Genomic DNA, 25416 nt, shown 5'->3' on the forward strand with positions numbered 1-25416 from the left:
TATGAGACGGCGTCGCGGGTGGTTGAGGGTGCTTGCAGCGTAGCTCCGCCTTACGGGGTGGAACACGGCACCTTGGCGGTTTTGGCGCGTCTTTTACACCGCTGTGTCGAAATTCCAGCAGGCAAGAAGGCTTTTCAGTCCCGCCTGGACACCCGGGGAAACGGCCCGAATACTCCAGAACGTCCAAAAGTGATGAGGCCCACTTCCTACTTCGCAGTAACCTACGCTTCCGTAGGTAGCATGTCCGTCATGACTGCGGACCAGAGCAAGGCCGACACCACCCCGGCCCTCGTCGTCTCCGACGCCCTCGACGCCTTCGTCAAACCGAAGTGGCGCGGGTGGCTGCACGCGGGAATGTTCCCGGCCTCCGTAGCGGCCGGGATCGTCCTGATCTGCCTGGCCGACTCGACCTCGGCGAAGATCGCCTGCACCGTCTACTCGGTCAGCGCCTGGCTGCTGTTCGGCGTGAGCGCCGTCTACCACCGCTTCGACTGGGGGCCGCGCGGCGACGCGGTGCTGCGCCGGCTCGACCACGCGAACATCTTCCTGATCATCGCGGGGTCGTACACCCCGTTCACCATCCTGTTGCTGGACGGCGGCAAGCGGGACGTCCTGCTCTGGCTGGTGTGGGGCGGCGCACTCGCGGGCATCGCCTTCCGGGTCTTCTGGGTCGGCGCCCCGCGCTGGCTCTACACCCCGTGCTACCTCGCGCTGGGCTGGGCCGCCGTCTTCTTCCTGCCGGACTTCCTGCGGACCGGCGGCGTCGCCGTGATCACGCTGATGGTGATCGGCGGTCTGCTCTACAGTGCGGGCGGTGTGGTCTACGGCCTCAAGCGGCCGAACCCGTCACCCCGCTGGTTCGGCTTCCACGAGGTCTTCCATGCCTTCACCCTGGGGGCGTTCATCGTGCAGTACGTCGGCGTCTCGCTGATCGCCTACAGCGCCACCCGCTGAACCGGGGCCGGCGCCACCCGCTGAACCGGGGCCGGCGCCACCCGCTGAACCGGGGCCGGCCCGGCCGTTCGGGATCTCAGCCCGTGGAGCCGGCCCGCGCCTCCAGCCGCTCCCTGGTCCGGCGGCAGCGCTCGCAGTGCGCCGCCGCCGCACCCTCGCCTGCCGCCCTGACGTGCGCCTTGGCCCGGAACCGGCGGGCGACGTGGGCCATCACCAGCAGCACCTCCACCGACGCCACCGCCCAGACCAGCCCGGAACCGTCGATCAGGTAGGCCGCCACCACGGCCAGCGCGGCCGACATCCCCGCCGCCGCCGTCCCGACCTGGACGCGCTGCGCTCCCCAGTCCGACATCGCTACCCCCTCACGACCGCACAGCCGAGTGAGACATCCTCTCAGCTGAGCGTGCCACGCGGTCCGGCCCGGACGGGCGAACGCCGGATCAACGAGACATCAATTCTCGGTACCACCGGTCGAACAGATACTGCGAGGTCGCACGACCGTTGCAGGACAAGGGGAGCGGCCCGGTGGTCGCCGGACCACCGGGCCGCTCCGCCGTCTCGGGCCGCCGCTATCCCCGGACCCGGCGACGGGTGGCCAGACCCGCCCCCGCCAGCGCGGTGAAGGCCAGCGCGGCCACCCCCGTGAGCAGCGGCAGCGCGTCGCCGGAGGCGGCCGCCGCAGCCGCCGCGGCCGCCGTCCGCGGGGCGGATCCGGCACCGGTGGTCGGGGCGGCGCCCGGAGCGGCGCCCGAAGCGGCGTCCAGGGCAGTGCCGGGGGTGCCGCCCAGCTCGAAACCGCCGCCCAGGCCGGCCTTGTCGTACGCCGAGCCGGGCAGCTTGTCGCCGTACCGCTGGTGCACCAGCCTCTGGTACCCGGCCACGGTCACCCCGCCCGCACCGACCGAGCGGCGCGCCTCGTCGTCCAGCGGCAGCACCCGGCCGCCGCGCAGCACGTACCAGGCGTTCAACTGCGGCTCACGGAAGGCGGTGCCACCGCCGGAGGCCGCCGCCCGGGCGGCGTAGTCGCTCTCGTCGCCGCCGGAGGCGATGTTCACCACCCGCCAGGACGAGCCCTCCCGCACCGTCCAGACCGAGGCCGACTGGCCGTCGGCCGCGACCACCTTGCTCGCCACGAAGTCGGCCTCGGCCACCGGCGCGCCGGCCGTCCCGGCGACGAAGGCGGCGGCCAGCGTGTAGACCGGCACCGTCGCGCCGGTCAGCCTCGGGTCGGCCAGCTTCGCCGCGCGGGCCTCGTCCGCCGGGGCGACCGCGAGCGGCTGGGTGGGCGGGACGCCCTTGCGGGCGAAGAAGTGCCCCAGCTGGTCGAGCGTGGCCGGGGCCGTGACCGCACTGCGGGCGGCGGCCAGGTCGGCGGTACTCGGGCTCGCGGCCACGGACGCGGTACCGGCGGCGGCCGGTTCGGCCGCCCGGGCGAGCGGTGCGGCGGCCAGGCCGAGGCCGGCCGCCAGGGCGGCGGCCACGGCGGCCGTCACGGCGGAACGTCGCGCGAGGCCGGTCAGGCTGGTGAGACCGGTGACGCCGGTAAGGCCGGTGACGCCGGTGCGGCTACCGGTGAAGCTACGGAAGTCGGTCATGATCGTCTCCTCACGCGCCGATCTGGTACAGGGAGTGGGTCCAGGAGAACGAGCTGTTGCTGACGTAGTACCAGTAGTCCGCCCAGTTGTAGCGGGTGTCGGACGGCCACGGGTCGCCCCAGTAGACCCAGTTGTTGCTGAGGTCGTAGCCGTAGAGCACCTCCATGTGCCCGCCGCCCGAACTCCACTGGATCCGGGCCTCGACCGGGCGGTCGGCGTTCACCTCAGTCTGGACGGTGCTGTACCGGAGGTAGCCGGTCACGTACGAGCCCGGGTTGATGCCGATCCAGCTCAGCGCGGACTGCACGTCGTCCAGTGCGGCCTGGCTGTTGGGGCAGGTGGAGCTCGTCGACCGGCCGAACGCGGCGTCGCAGAACTGGTTCTGGCTGTAGCTGTAGCCGAAGTAGGAGGCGATGGTGTTGCCGCTCGCCGCCCAGCACCAGTTGGTGTTCTGCTGCTGTTGCATGGAGATGTTCAGGGTGCGCCAGGTGGCGGCGGCCGAGGCCGTCGCGGTGCGCGGTCGGGCCGCGGCCCGGGCTCGCGCGGTTGGGGCCTGACCTTGGGCCTGGGCCTGAGCTTGGGCCTGGGCTTGGGGGGCCTGGGCCTGGGCCGGGGTGGTGGTGGCGACCGTGACGGCCGGGGCGAGGACGGCGAGCGCGAGGGCGGCGACCGCCCGGCGCAGGGTTGTCCGGGTTGCTGACATGGCGTCTTCTCCTCCTTGCGTATCCGCAGGAGAGGGGGTGTGGGGGACGCGCGTCCGGACGCGTTGAGACAGAGCATCGGCCCGTTGACCCGTGCTGGTCAACAGGCCTCTGAGCAGGGGCGGTTCTGCTGTGAACGGCGATGCCCGGGTGTGAACGCAGCCGGCTCCGAAGCACGTCGCTCGTCCGGACCGGTGACAACTGACCGCTCCCGTGTGAATATTCACGGTCTACCGGGCAGACGAGGAGCGCACGTCATGCAGCAAACCAGCCATCCCGACCTGACGACCGCGCTCCGTACGGGCCCGTTCCACCTGGCGCTGCGGGCCGCCATCACGGCCCGCGGCCTCGCCCTGCACCGGGTGCAACAGCATCTCGCCGCACGCGGGGTTCAGGTGGGCGTCACCAGCCTGAGCTACTGGCAGCAGGGGCAGCGCAGACCCGAGCGGGCCGAATCACTGCGCGCGGTAAGGGCGTTGGAAGAGGTACTGGACCTGCCCGCGCACTCGCTCACCCGGCTGCTCGGCCCCCGGCAGTCCCCGCCGAGCCCGGCCTCGCCCGCCACCCGGCCCTACCGCGACCTGATCGCCACCGCCCAGGCGGTCGACGACCTGCTCGCGACCATCGACGGGCCGCCCGACACCGGGCTGCACACCATCACCCACATCGAACGCGTCCGCATCGGGGCCGACCGCCAACTCCTGTGCCGCGACTCGCAGCACGCCCTGCGCGCGCACCGCGACGGCATCGACCGCTATCTCGCCCTCTACCAGGGCGACCCGGGCTGCGACATCACCCGGGTCGCCGTCCGGGCCACCGAGAACTGCCGCCCCGGCCGGGTCCGCCGCGACCAGAGCGCCAACCTGCTGGTCGCCGAACTGCTGCTGGACCACCGGCTGCGCACCGGCGACACCCACCTGCTGAGCTACGGCTTCGACGACGCCACCGCACCGGTGCCGAGCCGCGAGTACGTCCGGGGCTTCAACTCCGGCGCGGGCCAGTACGTCCTCCAGGTCACCTTCCACCCGGATGCCCTGCCCGTCCGCTGCCACCGCTTCGCCAGCCACCTGCCGGGCCGGCCACCGTACGAGACGGCCGAGTTGACGCTCGACGGACACCACTGCGTGCACCTGGTGGCCACCGGCCTGCGCCCCGGCCTGCTGGGCATCCGCTGGGACTGGGACTAGCCGGCCGGGTTCAGGTCCAGAACCAGGTGGTCCTGGAGCGGGCGGTAACCGATCTTCTGGTAGATCGAGTTGCTGGTCGGGTTGGCCAGATCGGTGAAGAGCAGCACCTCCCGCGCGCCCTGCGCGAGGGCGTGCGCCGAGGCGGCCGCGACGACCGCGCTCGCGTAGCCCCGGCCGCGCAGCTCGGGCGGGGTGTAGACCGGGCCGATCCGGGACATGCCCGCGACCACCGGGCTGGCCCCGGCGAAGGCGACCGGCCGGCCGGCTCCGTCCTCCCGGACGAGCAGCGAGCCCTCGGCCGTCCGGTGGTCGACCAGCCTGCCGAGGTCCGCGGGGACGGAGACCCTGAGTTCGGCCTTGAAGGCATCGTGCCAGGAGACCAGCAGCTCCCGGTCGGCCCCGACTGCGATCCGGTCCCGGCCCGACGGCAGCGGGTCCGGCACCGCCAACTCGCCCAGCCTGTACATCCGTTCCGTGGCCTGGACGGCCGATTTGACCCCGGAGGCGTTCCCCCAGACCCAGCCGAAGGCCTCGGCCTGCCCCTTCTCACCCGTCACCGTGGGCACCGGCTCGCCTGCGCCGCGCAGCACGTCGGCCAAGTGGGCGGCGGCGACCTTGGACATCCGGCCGAGCAGCGGCCCGGCGGGCGGGGTCTGCAGGAAAACGCCGGAGACCGGGCCGCCCGGCCCGGACCGCCACCAGCCGAAGCGGGGCGTTCCCGGACCGTAGACGTGCGGGCCGGCCTTGCCGAGCCGGTCCAGGACCGTGAGCAGCACGGTGTTCTCGGCTGGGTGGGCGGCGAGAAAGCTGCCCGCCTCGCGGTGGAATTCGTCCAGTGAGGTACTCAGAGTCCAGACCATGGCCCATCCTGACCGCCAACCGCCCTCCGGCGCACCCGGTTTACTCCCTTGCGCCCAGACTCGCCGCCAGCGCCGCCCGGTCCGCCGTCGGGGCGTCGCAGGTGAAGTGGCGGCAGACGTACGCGGCCGGGCGGCCGTCCAGCAGCGGACGGTCGGCGAGCAGCGGGACGTCCGTAGCGCCGGGTTCGCCGAGCGCGACGACCGCGCCGGGTGCGGTGGCGAGCAGCGCGGTGCGGTGCAGCCCGGCGGTGGCCGGGTCGGACGCGGGGCCGACCACGGCGACCTCGCGCGGCCCGTCGGTGAGCGCCTCGGCGGCGGCCAGGCCCCAGCCGATGAAGCGCGGGGCCCGGGCGGCGAGCGCGCCGACGATCCCGAGCGCGCGTTCGGCGGCGGTGCGGTGCAGGGCGGATCCGGTGTAAGCGGCGTACGTGAGCAGGGCGTTGGCGGCGGCCGTCCAGCCTGAGGGGGTCGCGTTGTCGGTCGGGTCCTGCGGGCGGCGGATCAGCTGCTCGGCGTCGTCGGCCGTGTCGTACAGCGCGCCCGAGGCCTCGTCGGCGAAGTGCACCAGAACGGTGTCGAGCAGTCCGCCCGCCAGCCCGAGCCACTCGCTGTCGCCCGTGACGGCGTACAGGGCGAGGAATCCCTCGGCGGTGTCGGCGTAGTCCTCCAGGACGCCCACGTTGGTACCGGCCCGGCCGTCCCGCGAGGTGCGCAGCAGCCTGCCCTCGGGGGTGAGGTGGACGGCGAGCAGCAGGTCCGCGGCGCGGACGGCGGCCTCCACCAGGTCCGGGCGGTCCAGCAGGGCGCCGGTCTCGGCGAGGGCGGCGATGGCCAGGCCGTTCCAGGCGGCGACCACCTTGTCGTCGCGGGCGGGCGCGGGCCGCTCGGCGCGGACCGCGAGCAGCCGGGCCCGGATCCGCGCGTACGCCTCGGCTTCGGCCTCGGCCGGGTCACTGAGCAGTTGGAGGACGGAGGCACCGTGCTCGAAGGTGCCGGTGACCTCGAAGAGCCGGACGGCGAGCGCGCCGTCCTCGGCGCCCAGCGCCTCGGTCAGCTGCCCGGGTGTCCAGGCGTAGTAGGCGCCCTCGGCGGACTTGCCGGTCGCCGGGTCGACACTGTCCGCGTCCAGCGCGGAGGCGAACCCGCCCTCGGGGGTGCGGAGTTCGCGCAGCAGGAAGTCGGCGGTCTCCAGCGCGATCCGCCGGGCCTGCCCGTCGCCGGTGGCCCGCCACAGGTGCAGGTAGACCCGCAGCAGCAGGGCGTTGTCGTACAACATCTTCTCGAAGTGCGGCACCACCCACTCGGCATCCACCGCGTAGCGGGCGAAGCCGCCTCCGAGCTGGTCGTAGATGCCGCCCCGGGCCATCGCCTCGCAGGTCCGCTCGGCCATCCGCAGCGCGTCACCGTCACCGGTCCGGGCGTGGTGCCGGAGCAGGAACTCGACCGCCATCGCCGGCGGGAACTTCGGCGCACCGCCGAAACCGCCGCGCTTGTCGTCGAAGCTGCGCGCGAGCCCGGCCAGCGCCTGCCGGAGATCGGCCTCGGCGGGCGGATGGTGCGCACCCGCGCCGTACACCGAGGCCCGCTCGGCCAGGTCGGCCCGGATCCGGGCGGCGACCTCGCCGACCTCCTCCGGCCGCTCCCGCCAAGCCGCGTCCACACCCTCCAGCACCTGCCGGAAGGACGGCATCCCGTGCCGGGGCTCGGGCGGGAAGTACGTCCCGAAGTAGAACGGGTCCTTCTCCGGCGTCAGGAAGACCGTCATCGGCCAGCCACCCTGCCCGGTGGCCGCCTGCACCGCCTCCATGTAGACCGCGTCCACATCCGGCCGCTCCTCGCGGTCCACCTTCACCGCGACGAAGCGCTCGTTCAGGTACCCGGCGACCCCGTCGTCCTCGAACGACTCGTGCGCCATCACATGACACCAGTGGCAGGCGGCGTAGCCGACACTCAGCAGCACCGGTACCCCGCGCCGCTCGGCTTCCGCGAACGCCTCGGGGCCCCAGGGCCACCAGTCGACGGGATTGTCGGCGTGCTGGAGCAGATACGGGGACGTGGCATCGGCCAGGCGGTTCACCATGCGGGCAGTATCGCAGCACCGGCCGCGGGAACCCCGAAACCTAGGCGGAGTGGTGGGGCCGATGCCAGCCGGCCGATCCGTGCGGTCCTGCCGCACGTGCTGCGGCTGCGGAGTCGAGCGGCACAGCCCTCCCCGCTCCCTTCTTGTGCAAGTGACAGTAACTGAAGTACCTTGCAGAACATGCAAGATGACGTGTGGTCACCACCTTCTGTACTGCTGACGGTCGATCTCGTGATCCTGACGCTGCGGGAGAGCCGCCTGCACGTTCTCCTGGTGGAGCGGGGCGAAGATCCCTTCCGGGGCATGCTCGCCCTGCCCGGAGGGTTCCTGAACCATGATGGTGAGGAGATTCTGGATGCCGCCCACCGTGAACTGAGTGAGGAAACGGCCCTGGCCGCCGGCTGGGTGCATCTTGAACAGCTGGCCGTGTACGGGGACTCGGGCCGCGATCCGCGGGGCCGCGTCGTCTCCGTGGCCCACCTGGCCATCGCACCGGGACTGCCTGACCCGGTCGCGGGAACGGATGCCGCCGACGCCGCGTGGGTTCCCGCGGAAGCCGTCCTGTCCGGCGAGGTGGAGCTCGCCTTCGACCACCATCGAATCGCTGCGGACGGGATCGAACACGCGCGCACCAAGCTCGAGTTCTCGGCGCTGGCCACAGCCTTCTGCGGGGAAAGCTTCACCATCGCAGAGCTGCAACAGGTGTACGAGGCCGTCTGGGGCACCGAACTCGACACCCGCAATTTCTACCGGAAGGTCCAAGCCGCGAAGGGGTTCATCGTCCCCGTCGGCACGGACCGCAGGACCACGGGAGGACGGCCCGCACGGCTGTACCGGGCCGGTCCGAAAACCGTGCTGTTCCCACCGCTGATCCGACCCGCGCCGTCCACGACGGAAGAGAACACGAGAGGGGAAGAGGAGTAGATGTCGAATGGCCCGGTGGTGATTCTGACCGCCCTCAATCTTGAGTACCAGGCCGTGCGCCAGAGGCTGGCCGATCCGCAGGTGCACCGCCATGAGCGTGGTACCCGGTTCGAGGTGGGAACCGTGCGGGGCACATCGTGCCGTGTCGCACTCGGCCTGACGAGCAAGGGGAACAGTTCCGCCGCAGTGATCGCCGAGCGCGCGATCCAGGAGTTCTCGCCGGTGGCCGTGCTGTTCGTCGGGGTCGCCGGCGCCCTGTGGGACACCACCAGGCTGGGCGACGTGGTCATGGCGTCGCACGTGTACGCCTACCACGGCGGGACCAGCGAGGACGACGGGCTCAAAGCCCGCCCCCGGGCGTGGGAAGCACCGCACGGCATCAGCCAGCTCGCCTCACACCTGGCCCGCCTGAACGACTGGGCGGACCCCGCTCCCGATCACGAGGACACGCCGCAGGTGCGCTTCGGGGCGATCGCCGCCGGCGAGATCGTCCAGAACTCGAGGATCTCAGCCGAGGCGAAGTGGATCCGGCAGCACTACAACGACGCACTCGCCATCGAGATGGAGGCGGCCGGTGTGGCACAGGCCGGCCATCTCAATGGGGCGCCAGTGGCCATCATCCGGGGGATCAGCGATCGGGCGGACGGCACGAAAAACAGCGCGGATGACCGCAACTGGCAGCCACGGGCCGCAGCGAACGCAGCGGCGTTCGCAACCCGGCTGGCAGTGGAACTGATGGGGGAACAGGAGGAGACCGCAATGCACCGGGACGACAGTGTCCGTTCGGCCGAACGGTTAGACCGACACGTCAGTAACACCGCCCACAACAGCACCGTCGGCATCATGGCCGGCTTGGTCACGGGCAGCAGCGTCCACCTGGACGCGGCCCCAAAGGCATCCGGCCCGACCGACCTGCTCGCGAAACTGAACGGGTTCCGCGAGCAGTTAAAGCAGCACCGCGCCGAGGGCACCCTCGACGAGGACACCTACCGGGAGGCCCTGACCGATCTGGACTCCGCCCTCCGGTCGGCCGGGGGGAACACCCCTGAATCGTCGAAGCGGACGGTCATGACGCTCAGGAGGCTGCGCGGACTGGTCGCGGAGTGCCCCGCACTGGTGGCCGCGTTGACTCCCTTGGTCGCCGCGGCCGGTGACCTCGCATGAGCCACAGCAACGGTGCCGGGTACAGCTCGGCCGCGTACAACTCCACCATCGGGATCCAGGCCGAGACCGTACACAACTCCACCGTCAACATCACCTCGCCGGACGCCTCCCCACAGGAGAAGTATCGGGTGGGCATCCAGCTCCTGCAGGACGGCGTCCCCAGCCGGGCCCGCGAAATGATCACTGATGCGATCGCCCGCGGGTACGACAGCGCGGAGGTTCGTTTCCACTGGGTGCTCGCCATGCTCAGCGCACGCACCCACCACGACCTCAGCGCCGAAGAGGTCCACGGGCTGCGCTACGCCTCCGGGCTCGTACAGACCTACGCCGAGGACGGGTGGAAGGAAGCCCTGCGCGTCACTTTCGACCTGCTGGCGGTACTCAGCACCGCCGACAGCGAGACCGGCCCCGTGCTGAAGCAACTGCAGGACCTGCCGCCCCGCCAGCACGACGCGATCCTCCGCCACCTCGACCTCATGCTCACCGGAGGTCTGAAGGACGACCTGTGGGCGGAGACCCTCGAACGTGCCGGGGCGGAACGCTTCGGCAACAACCGGACCCAGCGGGTCTGGGCCTACTTCGCGCCCACCCCCATCGGGGCGCGGGCCGTTCCACCCCGCCCGAGCACTGCTGCCGCCGCCCAGGCGGCCCTCCCGATCCGGGCGGTCCTGTTCGTCGTCAGCAGCGCGCTCCTCTGGGCCTTGGCGCTGATCGCGGATCCGGCCCAGGCGATCGTCGAGTTCCTGGTGGCACTCGGCGCGGGTCTGACCGCGGCCCGCTACGGCCTCCGGTGGTGGGGCCGGGGATCCCGACCGGGCCTCGCGGCCGGGGCCCGCATCCCGCACCCGCGCGATCCCACCTCCGCCGAAGGCGGGTTCACCAAGCGCGTCCGCCATTCGTTCGATCATTACTTCAGCATTCGCACACCCTATGGGTTCACCCCGGACGCCTGGCTCGCCCACACCGCTCAGGTCCGCGGCAGCCTCGCGGCCGAGATCGCGGACCTCTACCGGGAGAGCCGGATCGGTGTGGAGCGGGTCGACTGGCTGATCCGGTACCTCGCCGAGGACGTCCGGAACCGCCACAACAACGGCACCCTGCTCGACCAGCATCGCCAGGAGCGGACCCCTGGCAGGACGAAGGCCCTGACCGTGGCGGCCCTCGCCGTTCTCGGCGCAGCGGCTCTGGCCGCGTTCGGCACGGTGGTCTCGGGTGCCGCCCAACCGCAGCCGTTGTGGGCGTTCCTGGCCGTACTCGGTGCGGCCTGGTCCGGACACGCGGCCGCTTCCCGGTGGCTGGAGGTCCGACGCGAAGAGCACCGGCTGGCTCGGGAGACCCAGGAGTACCAGGAACAGTTGACCGCACGACAGATCGCCCACCAGCACTGGCAGTCGCGCCTGGATGCGACGCGCCCCAGCGAGCTGGAAATGGAGACCTGGCTCACCTGCGACAAAACCTCGTTCGTCGACGAGGCGCTCCGGCACCACCGGCTCACCTGGCGCGACCTGATCACCCACACCATCCTGATGGCCCCGGGTTCTTCCTACCGACGGGGCCGGGTCAGAGGCGGCCCCTGGCGGTACTCGCACTACGCCTTCCGCCTGTTCCTGTTCACCCAGGACGGCATCCGTGAGATCAGCTCCGAGTTCACCTTCTCCGACGCGACGCGCAGGAACGAACAGCGCAGCAACTACCGGTTCGACGCACTGTCCTCCGTGCAGGTGACCGAGAACGTCGACGTCGGCTACGACCTGGAGCTCGTCCTCACCAACGGACCTGCCAGGAAGATCCGCATCAAGGACGCCGACGCCCATCAACTGGCGCCGAACGAGAACTCCCAGGAAATCTCCGAGATCAACCTCAGCGCAACCGGCTCCACCCACACCTTCCGCCTCCTGGAGGGGATAGCGGCGGACGGGAAGAGCTGGATCGAACGGCACGGCCCCGACAACCTGATGCCCTTCCAGGTCGCCGGCTGATCCTCAACTCGAGCATAGGAATGCCTGTGACCTCCACGGACGATGTCACCGAAAGCAAAATCCTGCTGGCCGAGTACGACTGCCTCAAGGAAGAACAGAAGACCCGCATAGGCTTCCGCGACAACCTGCTCTACTTCACGCTCGCCGCGGCAACTGCGGTCGTGGCGGTCACCGTCCAGAGCGGACAGTCCCGACTGCTGCTCTCCGTCCCCGCGATCTGCCTGATCCTGGGCTGGACCTACCTGGTCAACGACGAGAAGATCTCGGCGATCGGCTACTACGTCCGCGACCAGCTGGGACCGCGCCTGGGTGAACTCACCTCCGCCCACGGAGCGGTGTTCGGCTGGGAGGTCTACCACCGCAACATTGCGGGTCGCACCGTGCGCAAGCGGCTCCAAACCGCGGTGGACCTGTTCACGTACCTGGTCCTGCCGATGGTCTGCACGACCACGTTCTGGTGCTCTCCCAGCGTTCAGCCCCTGTTCGTGCTCACTTCTCTCGTGCAGACGCTCGCCCTGGCCGTGCTCGGCTGGCAGTTCCTACTCCGCGAGGAGCGGTAGCACCAGCCCCGTCGGGCCCGCTCCACACACGCGTGGGACGTCCCTGGTGCGCGGAGGCGCAGGCCGGGCTCCGCTATACGGTCAGCAGGCGTCCGGGTCCACCACCGCGTAAACCGGGATGCCGTAACGGCCGTACTTCGCGGTGCAGTCGTCGTAGTTCGACCACCACCGTGCCGGATAGGTCTTCTTCACAGCAGGAGGCGCCACACGACCTTCGTTGCGGCCTACAGGTACGTAACCTGAACAATGTAGATCTGCTCGTGCCGTACGACAGTCAGGTACTCGAACATCCCGCCCGGGACGTCGGCGGTCTTGCTCCTTGGGTTCTCGCCTCGGTACAGGGTCCCGTCGAGGTAGAGGGCTTCCGCGGCTCGAAGCAACTCGTCAGCCTTCTTCTCGACTTCGGCGACGAAGGCCGGCGGAGTTCCGCTGACCACGTGTTGCTCGCTGGGGAGGTACTCCCAGGACCACGTCATGCGCCCAGCACCCGGTACGCGGCTCGGACGATCTCGGCGGCGGTGAGGGCATGACCCCGGGAGTCATCGGGATCCTCCGCGACCTGCATGAGGTACTCGGCTCGGCGCAGCTTGAAGGCTGTCTCCGGATACCGTTCGATCTCGACCACGACAGCCCACCGCAGGAGGAACCCCCGGAGAGGATCAAGAGTGTCGGAGTCGATGGCCTTGGTGATCGCTTCAGCCTGCTCGGTCTGCATCTCCGGCAGACGGTCCGAAGCTACGACGGCAAGGGCAGCCTTGAGGGCGGTGATGGTCCGCTCAGGACGCGGGATCAGCTCTTCAGCGTGGTGCTCCGGCTGTGCGGTCACGTCTCCTCCGTGCAGTTGGGCCAGTACCACGCTACAGGGCTCCGGCCCTGCCGTTCCCCTGCGGCAGGTGACCCGGCTCCGCCCCTCGCGGTCGCCGCCCGTACCAACGGTGCAGACGCTGCCACCCGCTCATCCTACGTGTCCACACCGACACTCCCCGGAAACATCCCAGGTCAGGACTACCTGGTTGTGCACATTCATTGGCACCAGTGGCAGGCGGCGTAGCCGACACTCAGCAGCACCGGCACCCCTCGCCGCTCGGCTTCCGCGAACGCCTCGGGGCCCCAGGGCCACCAGTCGACGGGATTGTCGGCGTGCTGGAGCAGATACGGGGACGTGGCAGCGGCGAGGCGATTCACACGATCACCTTCTCACGCCGACCGGTTGCGCCCGGCGACCTTCCCAAGGGTGCAGCAAGATGTCGGCCCGGGGCCGCGCGTCGTTCCCGGAAACGACGCTCGCATCGAAGCAGGCCCGAAATCAGGGCCGGCCCCGCTCGGCTTCAACGCCGAGCACTCCTCGATGGACGGCCAACCCAAGCCAGATGCCGTTCAGCGACAAAGGCCCCCTGGCGGCGGAGCCCTCCATGACGTTCGTCCGGAGGCCTTCGCCGCGGGGAGGTTCCCCGGGAGTCATCCGCGGGGTAGGCAGGTGTCACCCGCCACCGTACGGTGGTCCTCGTGGGGACGGATTCGGCACGAGAAGCTCCATCGGCCCGCATGGTCTTCGTGCCAGAGGGCTCTCTGGCCTACTTCTGGGAGCGCATGCAACCAGGACTGACGCTCGTTCTGATTCTCGGGGTGCTGACACTCGCGCCGGTGGCGCTGCTGGGACTCATCGGCCTGGAGGCTTTCACAACCGGCGCGTTGATCGACGTCTGCGTACTCTTCGCCCTCGGCCTCACGGTCGGCCTGGCCGTCGTCCGGAGGCGTCGCAACGACGTCCGGTGGGTCGAGTTCCTCCCGGCGGATTGGCCCACCGAGCTGAAGGTCGTCCGGATGGTCGGGAGCAGCCGCATGCCCATCGAGGACCTGCTGACGGCCAGGGTCATCGATCACATCGACGGGCTGTACGAGCAGGGCTCTCCGCGGCCCGAGGTCTCCATCGGCGTGGAGGTCCAACTCGACACCACGCGAGGCATGGTGCGGTCCCCGTACCTCATGAAGACCACCCTCAAGGCGGCGGGCGAGGAGTTGGACGAGCTGCTACCGCTCGGTGTCATCGCCCGGAGGGAGACCCAGCACCATCGCAACTTCCCACTCATCCAAGCGGAGTACAAGTCCTGGTGGCGTACCGGACAGGTTGCCGAGGCGTGGGGCGTTCCACCCGATGACGCCCGCATACTGCTGAAACGTCTGCGAGTTCGCCGTGCCGTGGCCGCGCGGATCTCCTATGGCGCAGCAGGCCCGACGGCGTACGACCCTGACGAGGTGAGGATGGTCGCGGCGCAGATCGCCGACGGCACGGTCGCCCGCTATGCGGTCGCGGTTCTGTTGGAACAGCTGGCACGAGTCGGCATGCCCGGCGAGCGGGTCGCGCTCCCCGAAGCGGGTGACGGGGATTCGCTGGAGATCTTCGAATTCGGCTCTCTGGTACGCGACTTGAGTAATGCGGGCGCCCGCTGCAGTTTGGCGCGCGCGCTGGCATGGGCACCCGCCGACCTGCCTGGCTCCCGGCAGTTGTTCTTCGACAGTTCTCTGGTCAGCATCTTGGGCGACGAGGGACTCACGGCCCGCTGCCGGGCGTTGCACCGGCTTCTGCTGGCCTGGGGTCGCACGCAGGACACGAGCAGGCTCCCTGTCGAAGTCGAGAGCCACCTCGACCACGTCCGCTACCTGCTGTGCTGTGCGGCCCGTCGTGAGGAGCTGCCACCGCATGTCCCGCCGCCGGACTCCGGGCATTGGACTGCTCCGCCGGGCATGCCTTCGGCCGACGAGCTTGCCGCCCGTGTCGAGCAGGCACTGGCCGACCGTCCGACCGTCCGCCTGAGTAGGCACGTCACCGCGTGAAGCACCCCACGCTGCAGGACTGCGGCAGCCCCTGGCGCCGTGCTCACCCTTGGGCGACTCGCGCTCCGCAGCAGATGAGCCGGCGCGTACTACGGTGGCGAATCCTGCTGATGTGATCGGTTGTCACGACCCGGAAGTTGAAGCTCTCATTGCTGAGCACTTCAGTGGCCGTCTGCCTCAGGCTGGGGCAGCTCGTCCAGGTCGAGGGTGTAGGTCCGCCCATCAGCCAGCTCGATGGGCAGCTTGCCCGAGCCGTACTTGTGCGTGTGCGCCGCGATGTAGCCGGAGCCGGTGGGCTGGGTGTGGACAACGACCTCTGCGGCGTACGGGTCCACCACCACGTAGACCGGGATGCCGTAGCGGCCGTACTTCGCGGTGCAGTCGTCGTAGTCCTTGCGCGCGGAGGAGACCGGCACCACCTCGGCGATCAACAGCACGTCCTCGAAGCCGTAGCGCTTGCCCTGCCGCTGCGCGTCCTCCCGCAGGATCGCGAAGTCCGGGGCCGAGTTCTCGTCGGCCGGGAAGTCCAAGTACACGTCGGATGCGGTCTTCGCGTGCCGGCCGAGCGAGAGCGAATCGATCTGCATCGACTTGATCGTGCTGGAGTGCTCTTCGCTCCGCGGAGTCATGAGCACCTTCCCGTCGGTACCGAAGAAGACCACGTACCCAGCGGGGAACTCGGTCTGCATGACCACGTCGACGCTCATCAACGGCTCCTTCCTGCCGCTCCTCAGACTATGGCGCCCCGGCCCCGCACGGGGTCCACCACCAAGGGAGGACCCGAATGCGGAGCGCGGCTCCGTCCCAGGTCCGCAGCGGTCGTCCGATCGCAGCGGCGCGTCGGCGGCGGTCCCGGTCGGACGACCGGCCATGAATGGCCGGTGCCGTGACCTGGTGCTGTGAGCGGCCGGATCGCCAGGATCGGGGTGGCGGCCCGTGGGACGCCACCCCGTCGAAGCGTCCGTGGACCCTTCCCCTGCCGAACGTGAGAGAGACATGCTGACCGTGCTGCCCGACCGGCTGCTCATGCCCGCGGCGACTCCGCCGGGGGTGGCACGTTGAAGGCGCTCCAGGACAGCGATCCGCGGCGGGTCGGCCGGTACGAGCTGCTCGGTGTGCTCGGCGCGGGCGGCATGGGCCGGGTCTATCTGGGGCGGTGCGGCGATGTCGTGGTCGCCGTCAAGGTCATCAACGAGGAGCTGACGCAGGACACCGGCTTCATCGCCCGGTTCCGTCGCGAGGTGACCGCGACCCGGGCCGTGACGGGGCCGTACTTCGCCGCCATCATCGACCACGACGTGGACGCCGAGCAGCCCTGGCTGGCGACCGAGTACGTGCCCGGTCCCGCGCTGAATGCGGTCATCGCCGAGCACGGCTGCCTCGGCACCGTGTCGGTGCGGGCGCTGGGGGTGCGGCTGGCGGAGGCCCTGGGCGCGATCCACGCGGCCGGCCTGGTGCACCGGGACGTCAAGCCCGGCAACATCCTGCTGGGGCCGGACGGGCCCAGGCTGATCGACTTCGGGATCGCACGGGGCGAGGCGGTGACCACCCTGACGCAGACCGGGGTGGTGCTGGGTACGCCCCAGTTCATGGCGCCGGAGCAGTTGCAGGCGCGGGGCCGGGTCGGGCCGGCGGCCGACGTGTTCGCGCTGGGGCTGGTGCTGGCCTTCGCGGCCACGGGGCAGCACCCGTTCGGCCGGACGGACTCCTTCGGCTTCGGCTTCCGGATCGTGTACGAGGAGCCGGACCTCGAAGGCGTCCCGGCCGAACTGGTCACTCTGCTCGGGCGCTGCCTGGCCAAGGACCCCGACGAACGGCCGACGACCGAGGAGCTGGGCACGGCGCTGGCCCTGGGTGAGGCGACCCTCGACCAGACCGGTCTGGTCGACCTGCTCCGGCTCGCGGGTGACACCGAGATACCGTCCGTGCCCCTGTCCCCGGCACCAGTACCGACTCCGCCCATGACTCCGGCTACGGCTCCGACTCCGACGGAGCTGAACAGCGTCGGACAGCGGCCTCGGCGACGCCCGGCGCTGCTCGTCCTGGCGGCCGCGATCGCCGTCGGCATGGTCGTCACCGTCGTTCTGGGCCTGGGCGACGGCACTGTGGCGAGCCCCCTCGGCCAGGGCCCCCCGAGCGGCAGCCTCACCGGCTCGTCGGCGCCGACAACGCCCACCGCGCCGACAGGTTCCGCTGGCCGGAGCGGCTCACCGACCGTATCGCCGTCCCCGTCCTCGTCCCCGTCGCCGCCGACGACGCCCTCGACGGCCGGCGGTGCACCGCTCTCGGGCTCGCCGGCCGGCGGCACCAACGGATCGTCCGGAGGCACGACCGGCTCCAGGGACACCGGGGGCACCGGCGGCGGAGGCACCGGCGGTACGTCGGGCGGCAGCGGCGGCAGGTCGGCCGGGGGCACGGGGGGCGGCACCGGCGGCGGCACCTCGGGCGGGAGTTCCGGAGGCGGCACCGGTGCCGCCGGCGGTACGTCGGGCGGCACATCCCCGCTGCCCCCGCCGCCACCCGTGCACACGCCCACGTCGGCCCCCACGCCGCCGGGATCGCCGCCCGCGGCCATGACGAGCTACAAGGCGCTCTTCGACCACGGCTGCTTCGGTTCCTGCGACATGCCGTTCACCGTGTCCTGGACGGCGGAGCCGGACGCGACCCGCTACGACATCAAGTACGACAACCAGACCGCGAACGTGAACACCGTCCTCTCGACCGCGGGCAGCAGCTACGACGTTCACGGCCCGGTCTCCGGCGACCACGTCTGCATCGCCCTGCGCGCGGCCAACCAGTACGGAGTCTCCGCATGGACCCCGTTCCCCTGCTTCGACACCCCCTACTGACGCCGGGCCGGTCGCGGGCGGCCCTGCCGTGGGGATCCGGGCGGATCCCCACGGCAGGGCGGGCCGGTAACCGCTAGGCGTCGGCCGAGAGTTCGGTGGCGAGCTCCTGGACGGTGGCGGCGATGCGGTGGTGGAGGGTGTGGCCGAAGGTGATCCGGGTCGCGCCGAGGCGGCCGAGCTGGGCCGGGGACGGGCCGCCCGGGAGGGCGAGGGCGTTGACCGGGGCGCCCGCGCCGGCGGCCAGCTCCGGGAGGAACTCGACCGGCGCCAGGATGGGGTAGACGCAGTCCGCGCCCGCCTCGGCGTAGCGGCGGCTCCGGGCGACGGCGTCCGCGACGTCGCGGTCGCCGTAGAGGAAGGTGTCGACGCGGGCGTTGAGCACCAGGCGGCCCGCCGCCTCCGCCTGGAACTCGGTGAGCCAGTCCGCGTGCCGCCCGGCGTCCTTCAGCCGGCCGGTGACCGGGTCGGAGTCCTCCAGGTTGCAGCCGACCGCGCCGGCCTCCAGCAGCCGCTCGACCAGTTCCTTCGGCGCCAGGCCGTAGCCGGCCTCGATGTCGGCCGTCACCGGGACGTCCACGGCCCGGACGATCCGGGCGACAGCCGCGAACATCTCGTCCGCCGGGGTCTGCTCGCCGTCCGCGTAGCCGAGCACGGCCGCGATCGCGCCGCTGGAGGTGGCGAGCGCCCGGAAGCCGGCTTCGGCGAAGGCCCGGGCGCTCACCGCGTCCCAGGGGTTGGCCAGGACCAGCGGGTCGCCCGCCGGGCGGCCGTGGTGCAGCGCCCGGAACACCTGTACGGCGGTCGGTGCGTCGGTGGTGGTCATCGCAGTGCTCCTGTGAGAAGGGTCGTGGTGTGGATGCGGTCGGTACCGGAGAAGCGGGTCACCAGCTCGCGCAGCTCGCCGTCGAGGATCTCGTCCACCGTGTGCAGGGTGCCGTCCTCGGCGAAGAGCCGCGCCCCGAAACCCTTGGCCATCTCCAACTGGGTCTCGGCCGCCGGGTTTCCGGTGCTGAAGTCGAGGCCGAGCGCCGCCGAGACGGCCTTCTCGAAGCTCTGGGCCAGCCGCCGGTTGAGGTCCTCGATCTCGGTCAGCAGCACCCGGACCCGCTCGCGCCGGCCCGGGCTGAGGGCGGGGTGGATGAGCTTCATCGCCACGTGGTCGATCTTGATGTGCCGCGCCTCGTCCAGGCCGTGGGTGTGCAGCAGCCGGGTGAAGAACCTGGACCGCTCCGGGTCCAGGGCGTCGGTGCGGTGCTCGAAGACGGTGATCACCGACTCGCCGACGTACGCCGACAGGCAGAGCGCGACCAGCTTGACGTACGGGTGGTCGTCCGTCCGGAAGACCTCCATCCGCTCGTCGAACAGGCCGTTGACGACCCGGGGTTCGATGCCCGAGACCGCTCTGGAGTAGCGGTAGAAGGTGTTGGCGTGTTGGATCTCCTCGGAGGCGAAGCAGGAGAGCGCGTGGTGCAGTTCGTGGCCGTGGTTGACCGCGTCCGGCAGGTCGTGCAACTCGCCCATGGCCAGGGCCATCACGGCGCTGACGTGCCGCTCGATCTCGGCGAGCTGGGCCAGTTCCTTGGCGATGTAGGCGGCCGCCTCGGCTTCGTGCCCCGGCTCGCCGAAGACGACCACGGAGAGGTACGCCAGCTCGGCCGGGGTGGCGGCCTCGGACCAGTCGAAGGCGTTCGGGTGGAAGGTGTTGACGTGCGCCAGCCGCATCGCGTCGGTCAGTCCGGCCCGGACGGCGTCGGCGACACCGGCGAACTCGTCACCCGCGAACTTGTCACCCGCGAGGCCGTCGCCCACCAGGTCGTGGCCGTCGGCGGCGGGACCGCGGTCGGCCGGGTCGGGCGGAGTGGACATCTCGGTGCTCCTTCTGGCGAGGGTGGTCATGCTGATCTGTACTTCTCGGCGAGCGAGAACACGAGGTCGAGGGCCTGGCCCCGGTTGAGCCGGGGGTCGCAGGTGCTCTCGTACCGGTCGGGGAGGTCCTGGAGGGTGACCTCGTCCGTGCCGCCGACGCACTCGGTGACGTACTCGCCGGTGAACTCCAGGTGGAAGCCGCCGGCGTGGGTGCCGAGCTCGCGGTGCACGTCGAGGAAGCCCTCCGCCTCGGCCGCGACGTCCGCCACTCTGCGGGTCTTGTGGCCGCTGGGCGAGGTGAAGGTGTTGCCGTGCATCGGGTCGCACACCCAGGCCACCTGGGCCCCCGACGCCGTCACCTTCGCCACCAGCTCGGGCAGCACCTCGTGGATCCGCCCCGCGCCCATCCGGGTGATGAAGGCCAGCCGCCCCGGCTCGCGCTCCGGGTCGAGCAGGTCGATCAGCGCCAGTGCCTCGTCGGCGGTGGCCGAGGGGCCCAGCTTCACCGCCACCGGGTTGTCCACCTGGGCGGCGAACGCCAGGTGGGCGCCGCCCGGCTGGCGGGTCCGCTCGCCGATCCAGAGCAGGTGCCCGGAGCCGGCGTACAGCCGTCCGGTGTGGCTGTCCCGCCGGGTGAGCGCCGCCTCGTAGTCCAGGATCAGCGCCTCGTGGCTGGTGTAGACGTCCTCGCTCTCCGGGCCCCCGGTGAGTGCGCGGATCAGGTTCAGGGTGACGGCCGAGGAGTGGTACGCCTGCCGCAGCCGCTCCGGGTCGGGTGTCCGGGCCACCGGGTCGAACGCCGCGCCGTTGACGGAGTCGCCCCGGTAGACCGGGAGTTCGATGCCGTCGACCACTTCGGTCGGGTTCGACCGGGGCTTGGAGTACTGGCCCGCGATCCGGCCGATCCGCAGGGCCGGCAGCCCGGCGGCGGCGGACAGCACGGTGGCCATCTGGTCCAGGGTGGTGAGCTTGGCCCGGACCTGGCGCTCCGAGGTGCCCCCGAAGGCCTCCGCGCAGTCACCGCCCTGGATCAGCACCGCCTCGCCCCGGGCGACGGCGGCCAGCCGGCGGCGGAGCCGGTCGGACTCCTCCGGCAGGACCAGCGGTGCGTAGGTGCCGAGGTCGGCCATGACCGCCGCCAGGGCGGCCTGGTCCGGCCAGTCGGGCTGCTGGGCGGCGGGCAGGTCGCGCCAGGAGACCGCCCCGGCGGCGGGATCGGGGGCGAGGGCGGGGTCGTACGAGGCTATGAGGTCAGTGACAGTCATGGCTCTTTCGATCCTCGTCGGGCAGGCGGGGCGGAGGTGACAGGCGTGACGGACGTGGCAGGCAGGGCGGACGTGGCGGGCATGACGGAGGTGACAGGCAGGCCGGGCCGGGCGGACGGGCAGGACGGCCGGGCCGGGCGGGACCCGCCGGGGCCGTCCTGCCGCCCGGCTACTCCCCCGACCGCTCGCCCGGGGCTCGCAGTACGGCCCGGTCGACGAGGGCACCCGCCGCGCCGGTGTACCGCGCCGGGTCGAGCAGGTCGGCCAACTCGTCCTGGCCGAGCACGCCTTGCAGCTGCGGAAGGGCCGCCAGGATCTCGCCGAGCGACACCGCCTCCCGGTCGGCGGCCGTGGCGGCGTCGGTCAGCAGGGTGCGGGCCACCGCCTTGCCGAGCCGGGGCGCGAGCACCGCCACGATCCGCTCGGACACCACCTGGCTGCCGGTGAGGTCCAGGTTGGACCGCATCCGGGCCGGGTCGACGACCAGGTTCTCGGCCAGCTCCACGGCGGTGTGGGCCGCGCCGCCGGCCAGCCGCAGGCAGTCCCGCAGCAGTTGCCACTCGGCGTGCCAGACCCCGGCCGACCGCTCGTCCTCGGAAACCAGGCACTGGGTCAACCCTGCTGCCAGCAAGGGCACTTGCAGCGCAGCCGAGCGGATCATCGTGCTCAGCACCGGGTTGCGCTTGTGCGGCATCGCGGAGGACACCCCGCGCCCCGCCGGGGCCGGCTCGGCGACCTCGGCGATCTCGGTCCGGGCCAGCACCTGCACGTCGGCCGCGAACTTGCCGAGCGCCCCGGCGGTGTGCGCGAGCGCGGCGGCGAGGTCGGCGACGGGGGTGCGCAGTGCGTGCCAGGGCAGCACCGGGACGGCCAGCCCGGTCTCGGCCGCGTAGGCGGCCGAGAGCCGGTCCAGGTAGTCGCCCGGGTCGACGGGGGCGCCGCCTTCGGCGTCCACCCCCGCGTACTCCAGGTAGCCGGCCAGGGTGCCCGCCGCGCCGCCGAGCGAGACCGGCAGCCCGCCGTCCAGGAGCCGTTCGAGCCGCTCGACGGAGTCCAGCACCAGGTGCCGCCAGCCCGCCGCCTTGAGGCCGAAGGTGCTGGGCACCGCGTGCAGCGCGAGGGTGCGGGCGACGGCCGGGGTGTCCCGGTGCTCGACCGCCAGCCAGCCGAGCGCGTCGGCCGTGCGCCGCAGGTCCGCCGTGAGCAGCCGGAGCGTGCGGGCGGCGACCAGCATGCTGCCGGTGTCCAGCACGTCCTGGCTGGTGGACCCGCGGTGCACGTACTCGGCGGCGCCGGGGTCGGCCTCGGCCACCAGCGCCGTGAAGGCCCGGACCAGGCCGACCACCGGGTTGGCCGTCTCCCGGGCGGCCAGCGAGAGCGCGCGCACGTCCAGCAGTTCGGCGCGCGCCCGCTCGGAGATCACCTCGGCGGCCTTGGCCGGCAGGGTGCCGAGCCGGGCCTGGGCCCGGGCGAGCCCGGCCTCGGCGTCGAGCATGGCCTGCAGCCAGGCCCGGTCGCCGGTGGCCGTCTCGGCGGGGGTGCCCGCCCGGACCGGGGAGAGCAGCCCCGTGTCGAGTTCGCCTTCTTCGTACCGATCGTTCACGAGCCCGGCCGCCCGACTGCCGCGCCCGCGTGGTCCTGTCGGCCGGCCGGCGCCGGCAGGGTCCGCAGCGCCTGGACGATGGCGTCGGAGTCCTCCAGGGTGACCGAGCCGACGCCCGGCCGGATGCCGGCCGCCGTGACCCAGTGCACGGACTCGGTGGGCACCCCGTAGGCGAACCGCCTCGGGTGCGCCTGCCCGTCGGCGTCCACCACGCGGTACGGGCGTCCGGTCACGGCGAGACCGCCGGTCTCGTACTCCGTCCCGCCGGTGCCGTTGATGCGGTACGGGCGGGCCTGGCCGGTGGCGAGCAGGTGGCGCAGCAGCGGGTCGGCGGTGCGCCGCAGGTCGGGCTCGGGCAGCCGGGCCTCGATCAGGGTGGTGGCCGCGACGCGCAGGCCGGGTATCCGGGCCGAGGTCACCACGAAGGCCCCGTCCTCGGTGGTGACCCGCATGCCCGGTCCGGCGATCTCCACCACGCCGGCCTCGATCAGTGCGGCCAGCTGCTCGATCCGGGCGGCGGGCGGACCGATCGACAGGAAGGCGTTGAGCGGGGTGTACCAGGTCTCCAGGTGGTCGCGGTGCGAGTTGCCCTCCAGGCCGCCGTGGTCGACGACCATCCGGATCTCGTTGCGCAGGTCGCGCAGGACGTCGAGGGCCGCCTTCAGCGGGCCGCTGACGTTGCCGAGCCGGGCGGCCCGGACGTCCTCGGCCAGGTGCGTCAGCAGCCAGCCCCGGAAGTCGGCGGCGTCGGCGAACTCCCGGTCGCCGTAGGGCTTTCCGATCCGCTCCCAGTCCCAGCGGTCGGCCTCCCCGATGCCGGCCTCGTCGAGCAGCAGCGCCTCCTCGGCGCCGTCCGGGACGACGAGGTAGCGCTCCAGGAAGGCGCCGGTGTCGGTGCCGTCGGCGCGGGCGGTCAGCAGCGTGGAGTAGTAGACGCTGCGCACCTCCTTGGAGATCAGGGGCCACAGGTCGGCGTGGAAGTCGACCAGCTCGCCCTGGGCGGCGCGGTCCTTCAGCCGGCCGATCCACTCCGCGGTGATCAGCTTGGGGAAGTAACGGCCGTGCGCGCCCTTCTCGTTGTCACCGCGCGCGTGGTACGGGATGCCCCGGCGCGAGCCCGCCACCAGGTGCGGTTCGGTGCCGGCGGGGCGGTAGGCCAGCTTGCCCCGGTCGTCGCGGACGAAGGAGCCGCCGCGGCCGACGGTGAGCAGCGCCATGTGGTCGAAGAAGTTCAGCCCGAGGCCGCGCAGCGCCACCGTCGCACCGGGCGCGATCACGCTCAGGTCGACGTCGGCGGGGTTGGCCGGGGAGACGTAGCCGAGGCCGTTCGCGGCGGCGTAGGAGGCGAGGTCGAGCTCCGGCTCCGAGGGCAGCAGCGGGACATGGCCGAGGGTGAGGACGACGGCGGTCAGCCCGGTCAGCCGGGTGCCGTCCTCCAGCAGCAGCTCCTGGGTGCCGCCCCGGCCGGCCGCCTCGTCGTCGACGGCGACGGCGCGGGAGCGGTGCAGGCGGACCTCGACGTGCTCGGGCGCGGCGGCCACCACCCGGCTGAACACCCAGGAGAGATAGGTGCCGTAGAGGGCCCGGGTGGGGTACGAGTCGGGGCCCAGGTCGCGGGCCTCGGCGAGGGTCTCGTCGCTGACGGCGGCCGGCAGGTCGTCCAGTGCGCCGTGCGCGAGCAGCTTGGCCCAGGTGTACAGGGCGGGCCCCTCCTCCAGCGGGCCGTCGATGTTCACGCTGTCGTCGGTGAAGATCGTCACCTGCGAGGCCACGGTGTTCATCAGCAGGTGGCGGGGCTGCGCGGTGCGCCACACCCGGCCGGCTCCGGCCGGGGACGGGTCGACCACGTGGACCGTGATCCGCTCGGCCGAGGGGGACTTGCGCTCGTTGGCGCAGAGCCGCTCCAGGACGGACAGGCCGCGCGGGCCTGCCCCGACGATGCCGATCTCTACAAGGTTGGTGTGCACGGGCTGGTCTCCGATCTCGCTAGACGTCGGACCCCACGCGCGCGGGCTCTGCGCGGGGCACGGTCGTCATGGGTGCGGATTCAGGGGCGGATTCGGACGCGGGCTTCGGCGCGGGCTTCGGCGCGGGTTCGGACGCGGGTCTCGGTGCGGGGCTCCGTTGCCCCCCGGCCACCGCGAGGAGGATCAGGGCGATCCCGGTCAGCTGCCAGACGGTGAAGGACTGGTCGAGCACCAGGTAGCCGACCAGGGCGGCGACCACCGGGCTGAGCAGCGCAAGGAAGGTCACCGCGCTGGGGGTGAACTGCTCGATGCCGCGGAACCAGAACTGGTAGGCGAAGGCGCTGGAGACCAGCGCCAGGTAGCCGTAACCGAAGAGGTTCACCGGGCTCAGGTGGGTCGGCAGGCCCTCGAACAGGACGGTCGGCGGCAGCAGGAGCAAGCCGCCGGCCAGCAGTTGCCAGCCGATAAAGACCCGCAGCGGGACACCCTCCGGGCGGCCCCACTTCTTGGTCAGCACCGTGCCGGAGGCCATCGAGACGGCCCCGGCGACGGCCGCCGCGACGCCGAGCGCGTCCAGGTGGGTGGCGGAGCCGGCCACCAGCAGCACCATGCCGGCCGTGCCCAGCACCGCGGCCCCCAACTGGAGGGCCCGGATGCGCGATCCGAGGACCGGCGCGACCAGCAGGATCACGATGATCGGCTGCAACGACCCGGCCACCGCCGCCACCCCGCCGGGCAGCCGGTAGGCCCCGACGAACGCGAACGCGAAGAACGCGGCGATGTTGAGGACGCCGAGCACCAGCGCCCGCCAGATCCAGTTGCCGCGCGGCAGCGTGCCGCGCCACAGCAGCAGGATGCCGGTGGGCAGCGCTCTGGCCAGGGCGGCGAACAGCGGCCGGTCCGGGGGCAGCCACTCGGTGGTGGCGATGTAGGTGGTGCCCCAGATCATCGGGGCGATGGCGGCGGTGTACCGCAGGGCGGGGGTGTGACGGCGCATGGCGGGTTCCTTGGGGTGGCGGGCCGTCGC

General features: G+C 71.7%; 22 protein-coding genes and 1 pseudogene. 8 read left to right on the forward strand and 15 right to left on the reverse strand.

Annotation, left to right across the window (positions count from 1 at the left end; translation table 11 throughout):
- The first annotated feature begins 249 nt into the window (after positions 1-249).
- Entirely contained in the window at positions 250-954 is a 705-nt protein-coding gene (gene trhA / locus ABD330_RS21465) for a PAQR family membrane homeostasis protein TrhA (protein ID WP_344467537.1), read from the forward strand.
- 76 nt (positions 955-1030) lie between these two features.
- Here trhA and ABD330_RS21470 read toward each other — a convergent pair whose 3' ends face one another.
- The 3 genes from ABD330_RS21470 to ABD330_RS21480 form a co-directional block, all read right to left on the reverse strand.
- A complete protein-coding gene (locus tag ABD330_RS21470) occupies positions 1031-1306 on the reverse strand; it encodes a hypothetical protein (RefSeq protein WP_344467538.1) in 276 nt (91 codons plus the stop codon).
- Between the two features lie 217 nt (positions 1307-1523).
- Entirely contained in the window at positions 1524-2549 is a 1026-nt protein-coding gene (locus ABD330_RS21475) for a hypothetical protein (RefSeq protein ID WP_344467539.1), read from the reverse strand.
- Between the two features lie 10 nt (positions 2550-2559).
- Entirely contained in the window at positions 2560-3252 is a 693-nt protein-coding gene (locus ABD330_RS21480; protein ID WP_344467540.1) for a papain-like cysteine protease family protein, read from the reverse strand.
- 255 nt (positions 3253-3507) lie between these two features.
- Here ABD330_RS21480 and ABD330_RS21485 point away from each other — a divergent pair, with 255 nt between their 5' ends.
- Positions 3508-4437, forward strand: coding sequence for a hypothetical protein (locus ABD330_RS21485; RefSeq protein WP_344467541.1), 930 nt, complete (start codon positions 3508-3510; stop codon positions 4435-4437).
- Here the strand turns inward: ABD330_RS21485 and ABD330_RS21490 are convergent.
- Positions 4434-5297 carry a GNAT family N-acetyltransferase gene (locus tag ABD330_RS21490; RefSeq protein WP_344467542.1) on the reverse strand — a complete coding sequence of 288 codons (864 nt, stop codon included), beginning with the start codon at positions 5295-5297 and terminating at the stop codon, positions 4434-4436. The two genes, ABD330_RS21485 and ABD330_RS21490, sit on opposite strands and share 4 nt — an antisense overlap.
- Positions 5298-5337: 40 nt before the next feature.
- On the reverse strand, positions 5338-7377 hold the full coding sequence (locus tag ABD330_RS21495; RefSeq protein ID WP_344467543.1) for a thioredoxin domain-containing protein: 2040 nt from the start codon (positions 7375-7377) through the stop codon (positions 5338-5340).
- Positions 7378-7557: 180 nt separating this feature from the next.
- On the opposite strand from ABD330_RS21495, the gene ABD330_RS21500 reads away from it, so the two are divergent.
- From ABD330_RS21500 to ABD330_RS21515, 4 genes are read left to right on the forward strand one after another with little or no spacing between them, the layout of a single operon-like run.
- Complete coding sequence (locus ABD330_RS21500) at positions 7558-8301, forward strand: NUDIX hydrolase (protein ID WP_344467544.1); 744 nt, start codon at positions 7558-7560, stop codon at positions 8299-8301.
- On the forward strand, positions 8302-9465 hold the full coding sequence (locus ABD330_RS21505) for a 5'-methylthioadenosine/S-adenosylhomocysteine nucleosidase family protein (RefSeq protein ID WP_344467545.1): 1164 nt from the start codon (positions 8302-8304) through the stop codon (positions 9463-9465).
- Positions 9462-11444: a hypothetical protein gene (locus ABD330_RS21510; protein WP_344467546.1), complete on the forward strand. Its 1983-nt coding sequence runs from the start codon at positions 9462-9464 to the stop codon at positions 11442-11444. Before ABD330_RS21505 ends, ABD330_RS21510 begins: the two co-directional genes overlap by 4 nt.
- Positions 11445-11464: 20 nt before the next feature.
- On the forward strand, positions 11465-12004 hold the full coding sequence (locus tag ABD330_RS21515) for a hypothetical protein (protein ID WP_344467547.1): 540 nt from the start codon (positions 11465-11467) through the stop codon (positions 12002-12004).
- Between the two features lie 224 nt (positions 12005-12228).
- Here the strand turns inward: ABD330_RS21515 and ABD330_RS21520 are convergent, their stop codons facing one another.
- The 3 genes and pseudogenes from ABD330_RS21520 to ABD330_RS21530 all read right to left on the reverse strand — a co-directional run.
- On the reverse strand, positions 12229-12480 hold the full coding sequence (locus tag ABD330_RS21520) for a hypothetical protein (protein ID WP_344467548.1): 252 nt from the start codon (positions 12478-12480) through the stop codon (positions 12229-12231).
- Positions 12477-12830, reverse strand: coding sequence for a hypothetical protein (locus ABD330_RS21525; RefSeq protein WP_344467549.1), 354 nt, complete (start codon positions 12828-12830; stop codon positions 12477-12479). The genes ABD330_RS21520 and ABD330_RS21525 overlap by 4 nt, the downstream gene beginning before the upstream one ends.
- Before the next feature lie 203 nt (positions 12831-13033).
- Positions 13034-13189, reverse strand: a pseudogene (locus tag ABD330_RS21530) (DUF255 domain-containing protein); the annotation flags it as partial.
- 360 nt (positions 13190-13549) lie between these two features.
- On the opposite strand from ABD330_RS21530, the gene ABD330_RS21535 reads away from it, so the two are divergent.
- Positions 13550-14839, forward strand: coding sequence for a hypothetical protein (locus ABD330_RS21535; RefSeq protein ID WP_344467550.1), 1290 nt, complete (start codon positions 13550-13552; stop codon positions 14837-14839).
- 161 nt (positions 14840-15000) lie between these two features.
- Here the strand turns inward: ABD330_RS21535 and ABD330_RS21540 are convergent, their stop codons facing one another.
- Positions 15001-15546 carry a Uma2 family endonuclease gene (locus ABD330_RS21540; protein ID WP_344467551.1) on the reverse strand — a complete coding sequence of 182 codons (546 nt, stop codon included), beginning with the start codon at positions 15544-15546 and terminating at the stop codon, positions 15001-15003.
- Between the two features lie 351 nt (positions 15547-15897).
- Here ABD330_RS21540 and ABD330_RS21545 point away from each other — a divergent pair, with 351 nt between their 5' ends.
- Positions 15898-17688, forward strand: coding sequence for a serine/threonine-protein kinase (locus ABD330_RS21545; protein ID WP_344467552.1), 1791 nt, complete (start codon positions 15898-15900; stop codon positions 17686-17688).
- Between the two features lie 73 nt (positions 17689-17761).
- Here ABD330_RS21545 and ABD330_RS21550 read toward each other — a convergent pair whose 3' ends face one another.
- The 6 genes from ABD330_RS21550 to ABD330_RS21575 all read right to left on the reverse strand — a co-directional run bounded on the left by ABD330_RS21550 (position 17762) and on the right by ABD330_RS21575 (position 25386).
- Positions 17762-18511 (reverse strand): isocitrate lyase/PEP mutase family protein, encoded by a 750-nt coding sequence (locus ABD330_RS21550; protein WP_344467553.1) that lies wholly within the window; start codon positions 18509-18511, stop codon positions 17762-17764.
- Positions 18508-19554, reverse strand: a complete 1047-nt coding sequence (locus ABD330_RS21555) for a hypothetical protein (protein WP_344467554.1) — start codon at positions 19552-19554, stop codon at positions 18508-18510. Before ABD330_RS21555 ends, ABD330_RS21550 begins: the two co-directional genes overlap by 4 nt.
- Positions 19555-19580: 26 nt before the next feature.
- On the reverse strand, positions 19581-20819 hold the full coding sequence (locus tag ABD330_RS21560) for a 3-deoxy-7-phosphoheptulonate synthase (protein ID WP_344467555.1): 1239 nt from the start codon (positions 20817-20819) through the stop codon (positions 19581-19583).
- Positions 20820-20988: 169 nt separating this feature from the next.
- Positions 20989-22422 (reverse strand): nitrosuccinate lyase, encoded by a 1434-nt coding sequence (locus ABD330_RS21565; protein ID WP_344467556.1) that lies wholly within the window; start codon positions 22420-22422, stop codon positions 20989-20991.
- Positions 22419-24389 (reverse strand): FAD/NAD(P)-binding protein, encoded by a 1971-nt coding sequence (locus ABD330_RS21570; protein WP_344467557.1) that lies wholly within the window; start codon positions 24387-24389, stop codon positions 22419-22421. The genes ABD330_RS21565 and ABD330_RS21570 overlap by 4 nt, the downstream gene beginning before the upstream one ends.
- A 19-nt stretch (positions 24390-24408) precedes the next feature.
- On the reverse strand, positions 24409-25386 hold the full coding sequence (locus tag ABD330_RS21575; protein ID WP_344467558.1) for an EamA family transporter: 978 nt from the start codon (positions 25384-25386) through the stop codon (positions 24409-24411).
- Positions 25387-25416: the final 30 nt, after the last annotated feature.

The sequence above is a fragment of the Kitasatospora kazusensis genome, from assembly GCF_039529945.1.
In the GTDB taxonomy this organism is placed as follows: domain Bacteria; phylum Actinomycetota; class Actinomycetes; order Streptomycetales; family Streptomycetaceae; genus Kitasatospora; species Kitasatospora kazusensis.

Bases quoted from the DNA above. Each gene is read 5' to 3' on its own strand.
- ABD330_RS21560 (WP_344467555.1), bottom strand. From the start codon at position 20,819: ATGACTGTCACTGACCTCATAGCCTCGTACGACCCCGCCCTCGCCCCC.
- trhA (WP_344467537.1), top strand. From the start codon at position 250: ATGACTGCGGACCAGAGCAAGGCCGACACCACCCCGGCCCTCGTCGTC.
- ABD330_RS21475 (WP_344467539.1), bottom strand. From the start codon at position 2,549: ATGACCGACTTCCGTAGCTTCACCGGTAGCCGCACCGGCGTCACCGGC.
- ABD330_RS21505 (WP_344467545.1), top strand. From the start codon at position 8,302: ATGTCGAATGGCCCGGTGGTGATTCTGACCGCCCTCAATCTTGAGTAC.
- ABD330_RS21540 (WP_344467551.1), bottom strand. From the start codon at position 15,546: ATGAGCGTCGACGTGGTCATGCAGACCGAGTTCCCCGCTGGGTACGTG.
- ABD330_RS21555 (WP_344467554.1), bottom strand. From the start codon at position 19,554: ATGTCCACTCCGCCCGACCCGGCCGACCGCGGTCCCGCCGCCGACGGC.
- ABD330_RS21500 (WP_344467544.1), top strand. From the start codon at position 7,558: ATGCAAGATGACGTGTGGTCACCACCTTCTGTACTGCTGACGGTCGAT.
- ABD330_RS21520 (WP_344467548.1), bottom strand. From the start codon at position 12,480: ATGACGTGGTCCTGGGAGTACCTCCCCAGCGAGCAACACGTGGTCAGC.
- ABD330_RS21550 (WP_344467553.1), bottom strand. From the start codon at position 18,511: ATGACCACCACCGACGCACCGACCGCCGTACAGGTGTTCCGGGCGCTG.
- ABD330_RS21490 (WP_344467542.1), bottom strand. From the start codon at position 5,297: ATGGTCTGGACTCTGAGTACCTCACTGGACGAATTCCACCGCGAGGCG.
- ABD330_RS21495 (WP_344467543.1), bottom strand. From the start codon at position 7,377: ATGGTGAACCGCCTGGCCGATGCCACGTCCCCGTATCTGCTCCAGCAC.
- ABD330_RS21485 (WP_344467541.1), top strand. From the start codon at position 3,508: ATGCAGCAAACCAGCCATCCCGACCTGACGACCGCGCTCCGTACGGGC.
- ABD330_RS21480 (WP_344467540.1), bottom strand. From the start codon at position 3,252: ATGTCAGCAACCCGGACAACCCTGCGCCGGGCGGTCGCCGCCCTCGCG.
- ABD330_RS21535 (WP_344467550.1), top strand. From the start codon at position 13,550: ATGGTCTTCGTGCCAGAGGGCTCTCTGGCCTACTTCTGGGAGCGCATG.
- ABD330_RS21515 (WP_344467547.1), top strand. From the start codon at position 11,465: ATGCCTGTGACCTCCACGGACGATGTCACCGAAAGCAAAATCCTGCTG.
- ABD330_RS21510 (WP_344467546.1), top strand. From the start codon at position 9,462: ATGAGCCACAGCAACGGTGCCGGGTACAGCTCGGCCGCGTACAACTCC.
- ABD330_RS21575 (WP_344467558.1), bottom strand. From the start codon at position 25,386: ATGCGCCGTCACACCCCCGCCCTGCGGTACACCGCCGCCATCGCCCCG.
- ABD330_RS21470 (WP_344467538.1), bottom strand. From the start codon at position 1,306: ATGTCGGACTGGGGAGCGCAGCGCGTCCAGGTCGGGACGGCGGCGGCG.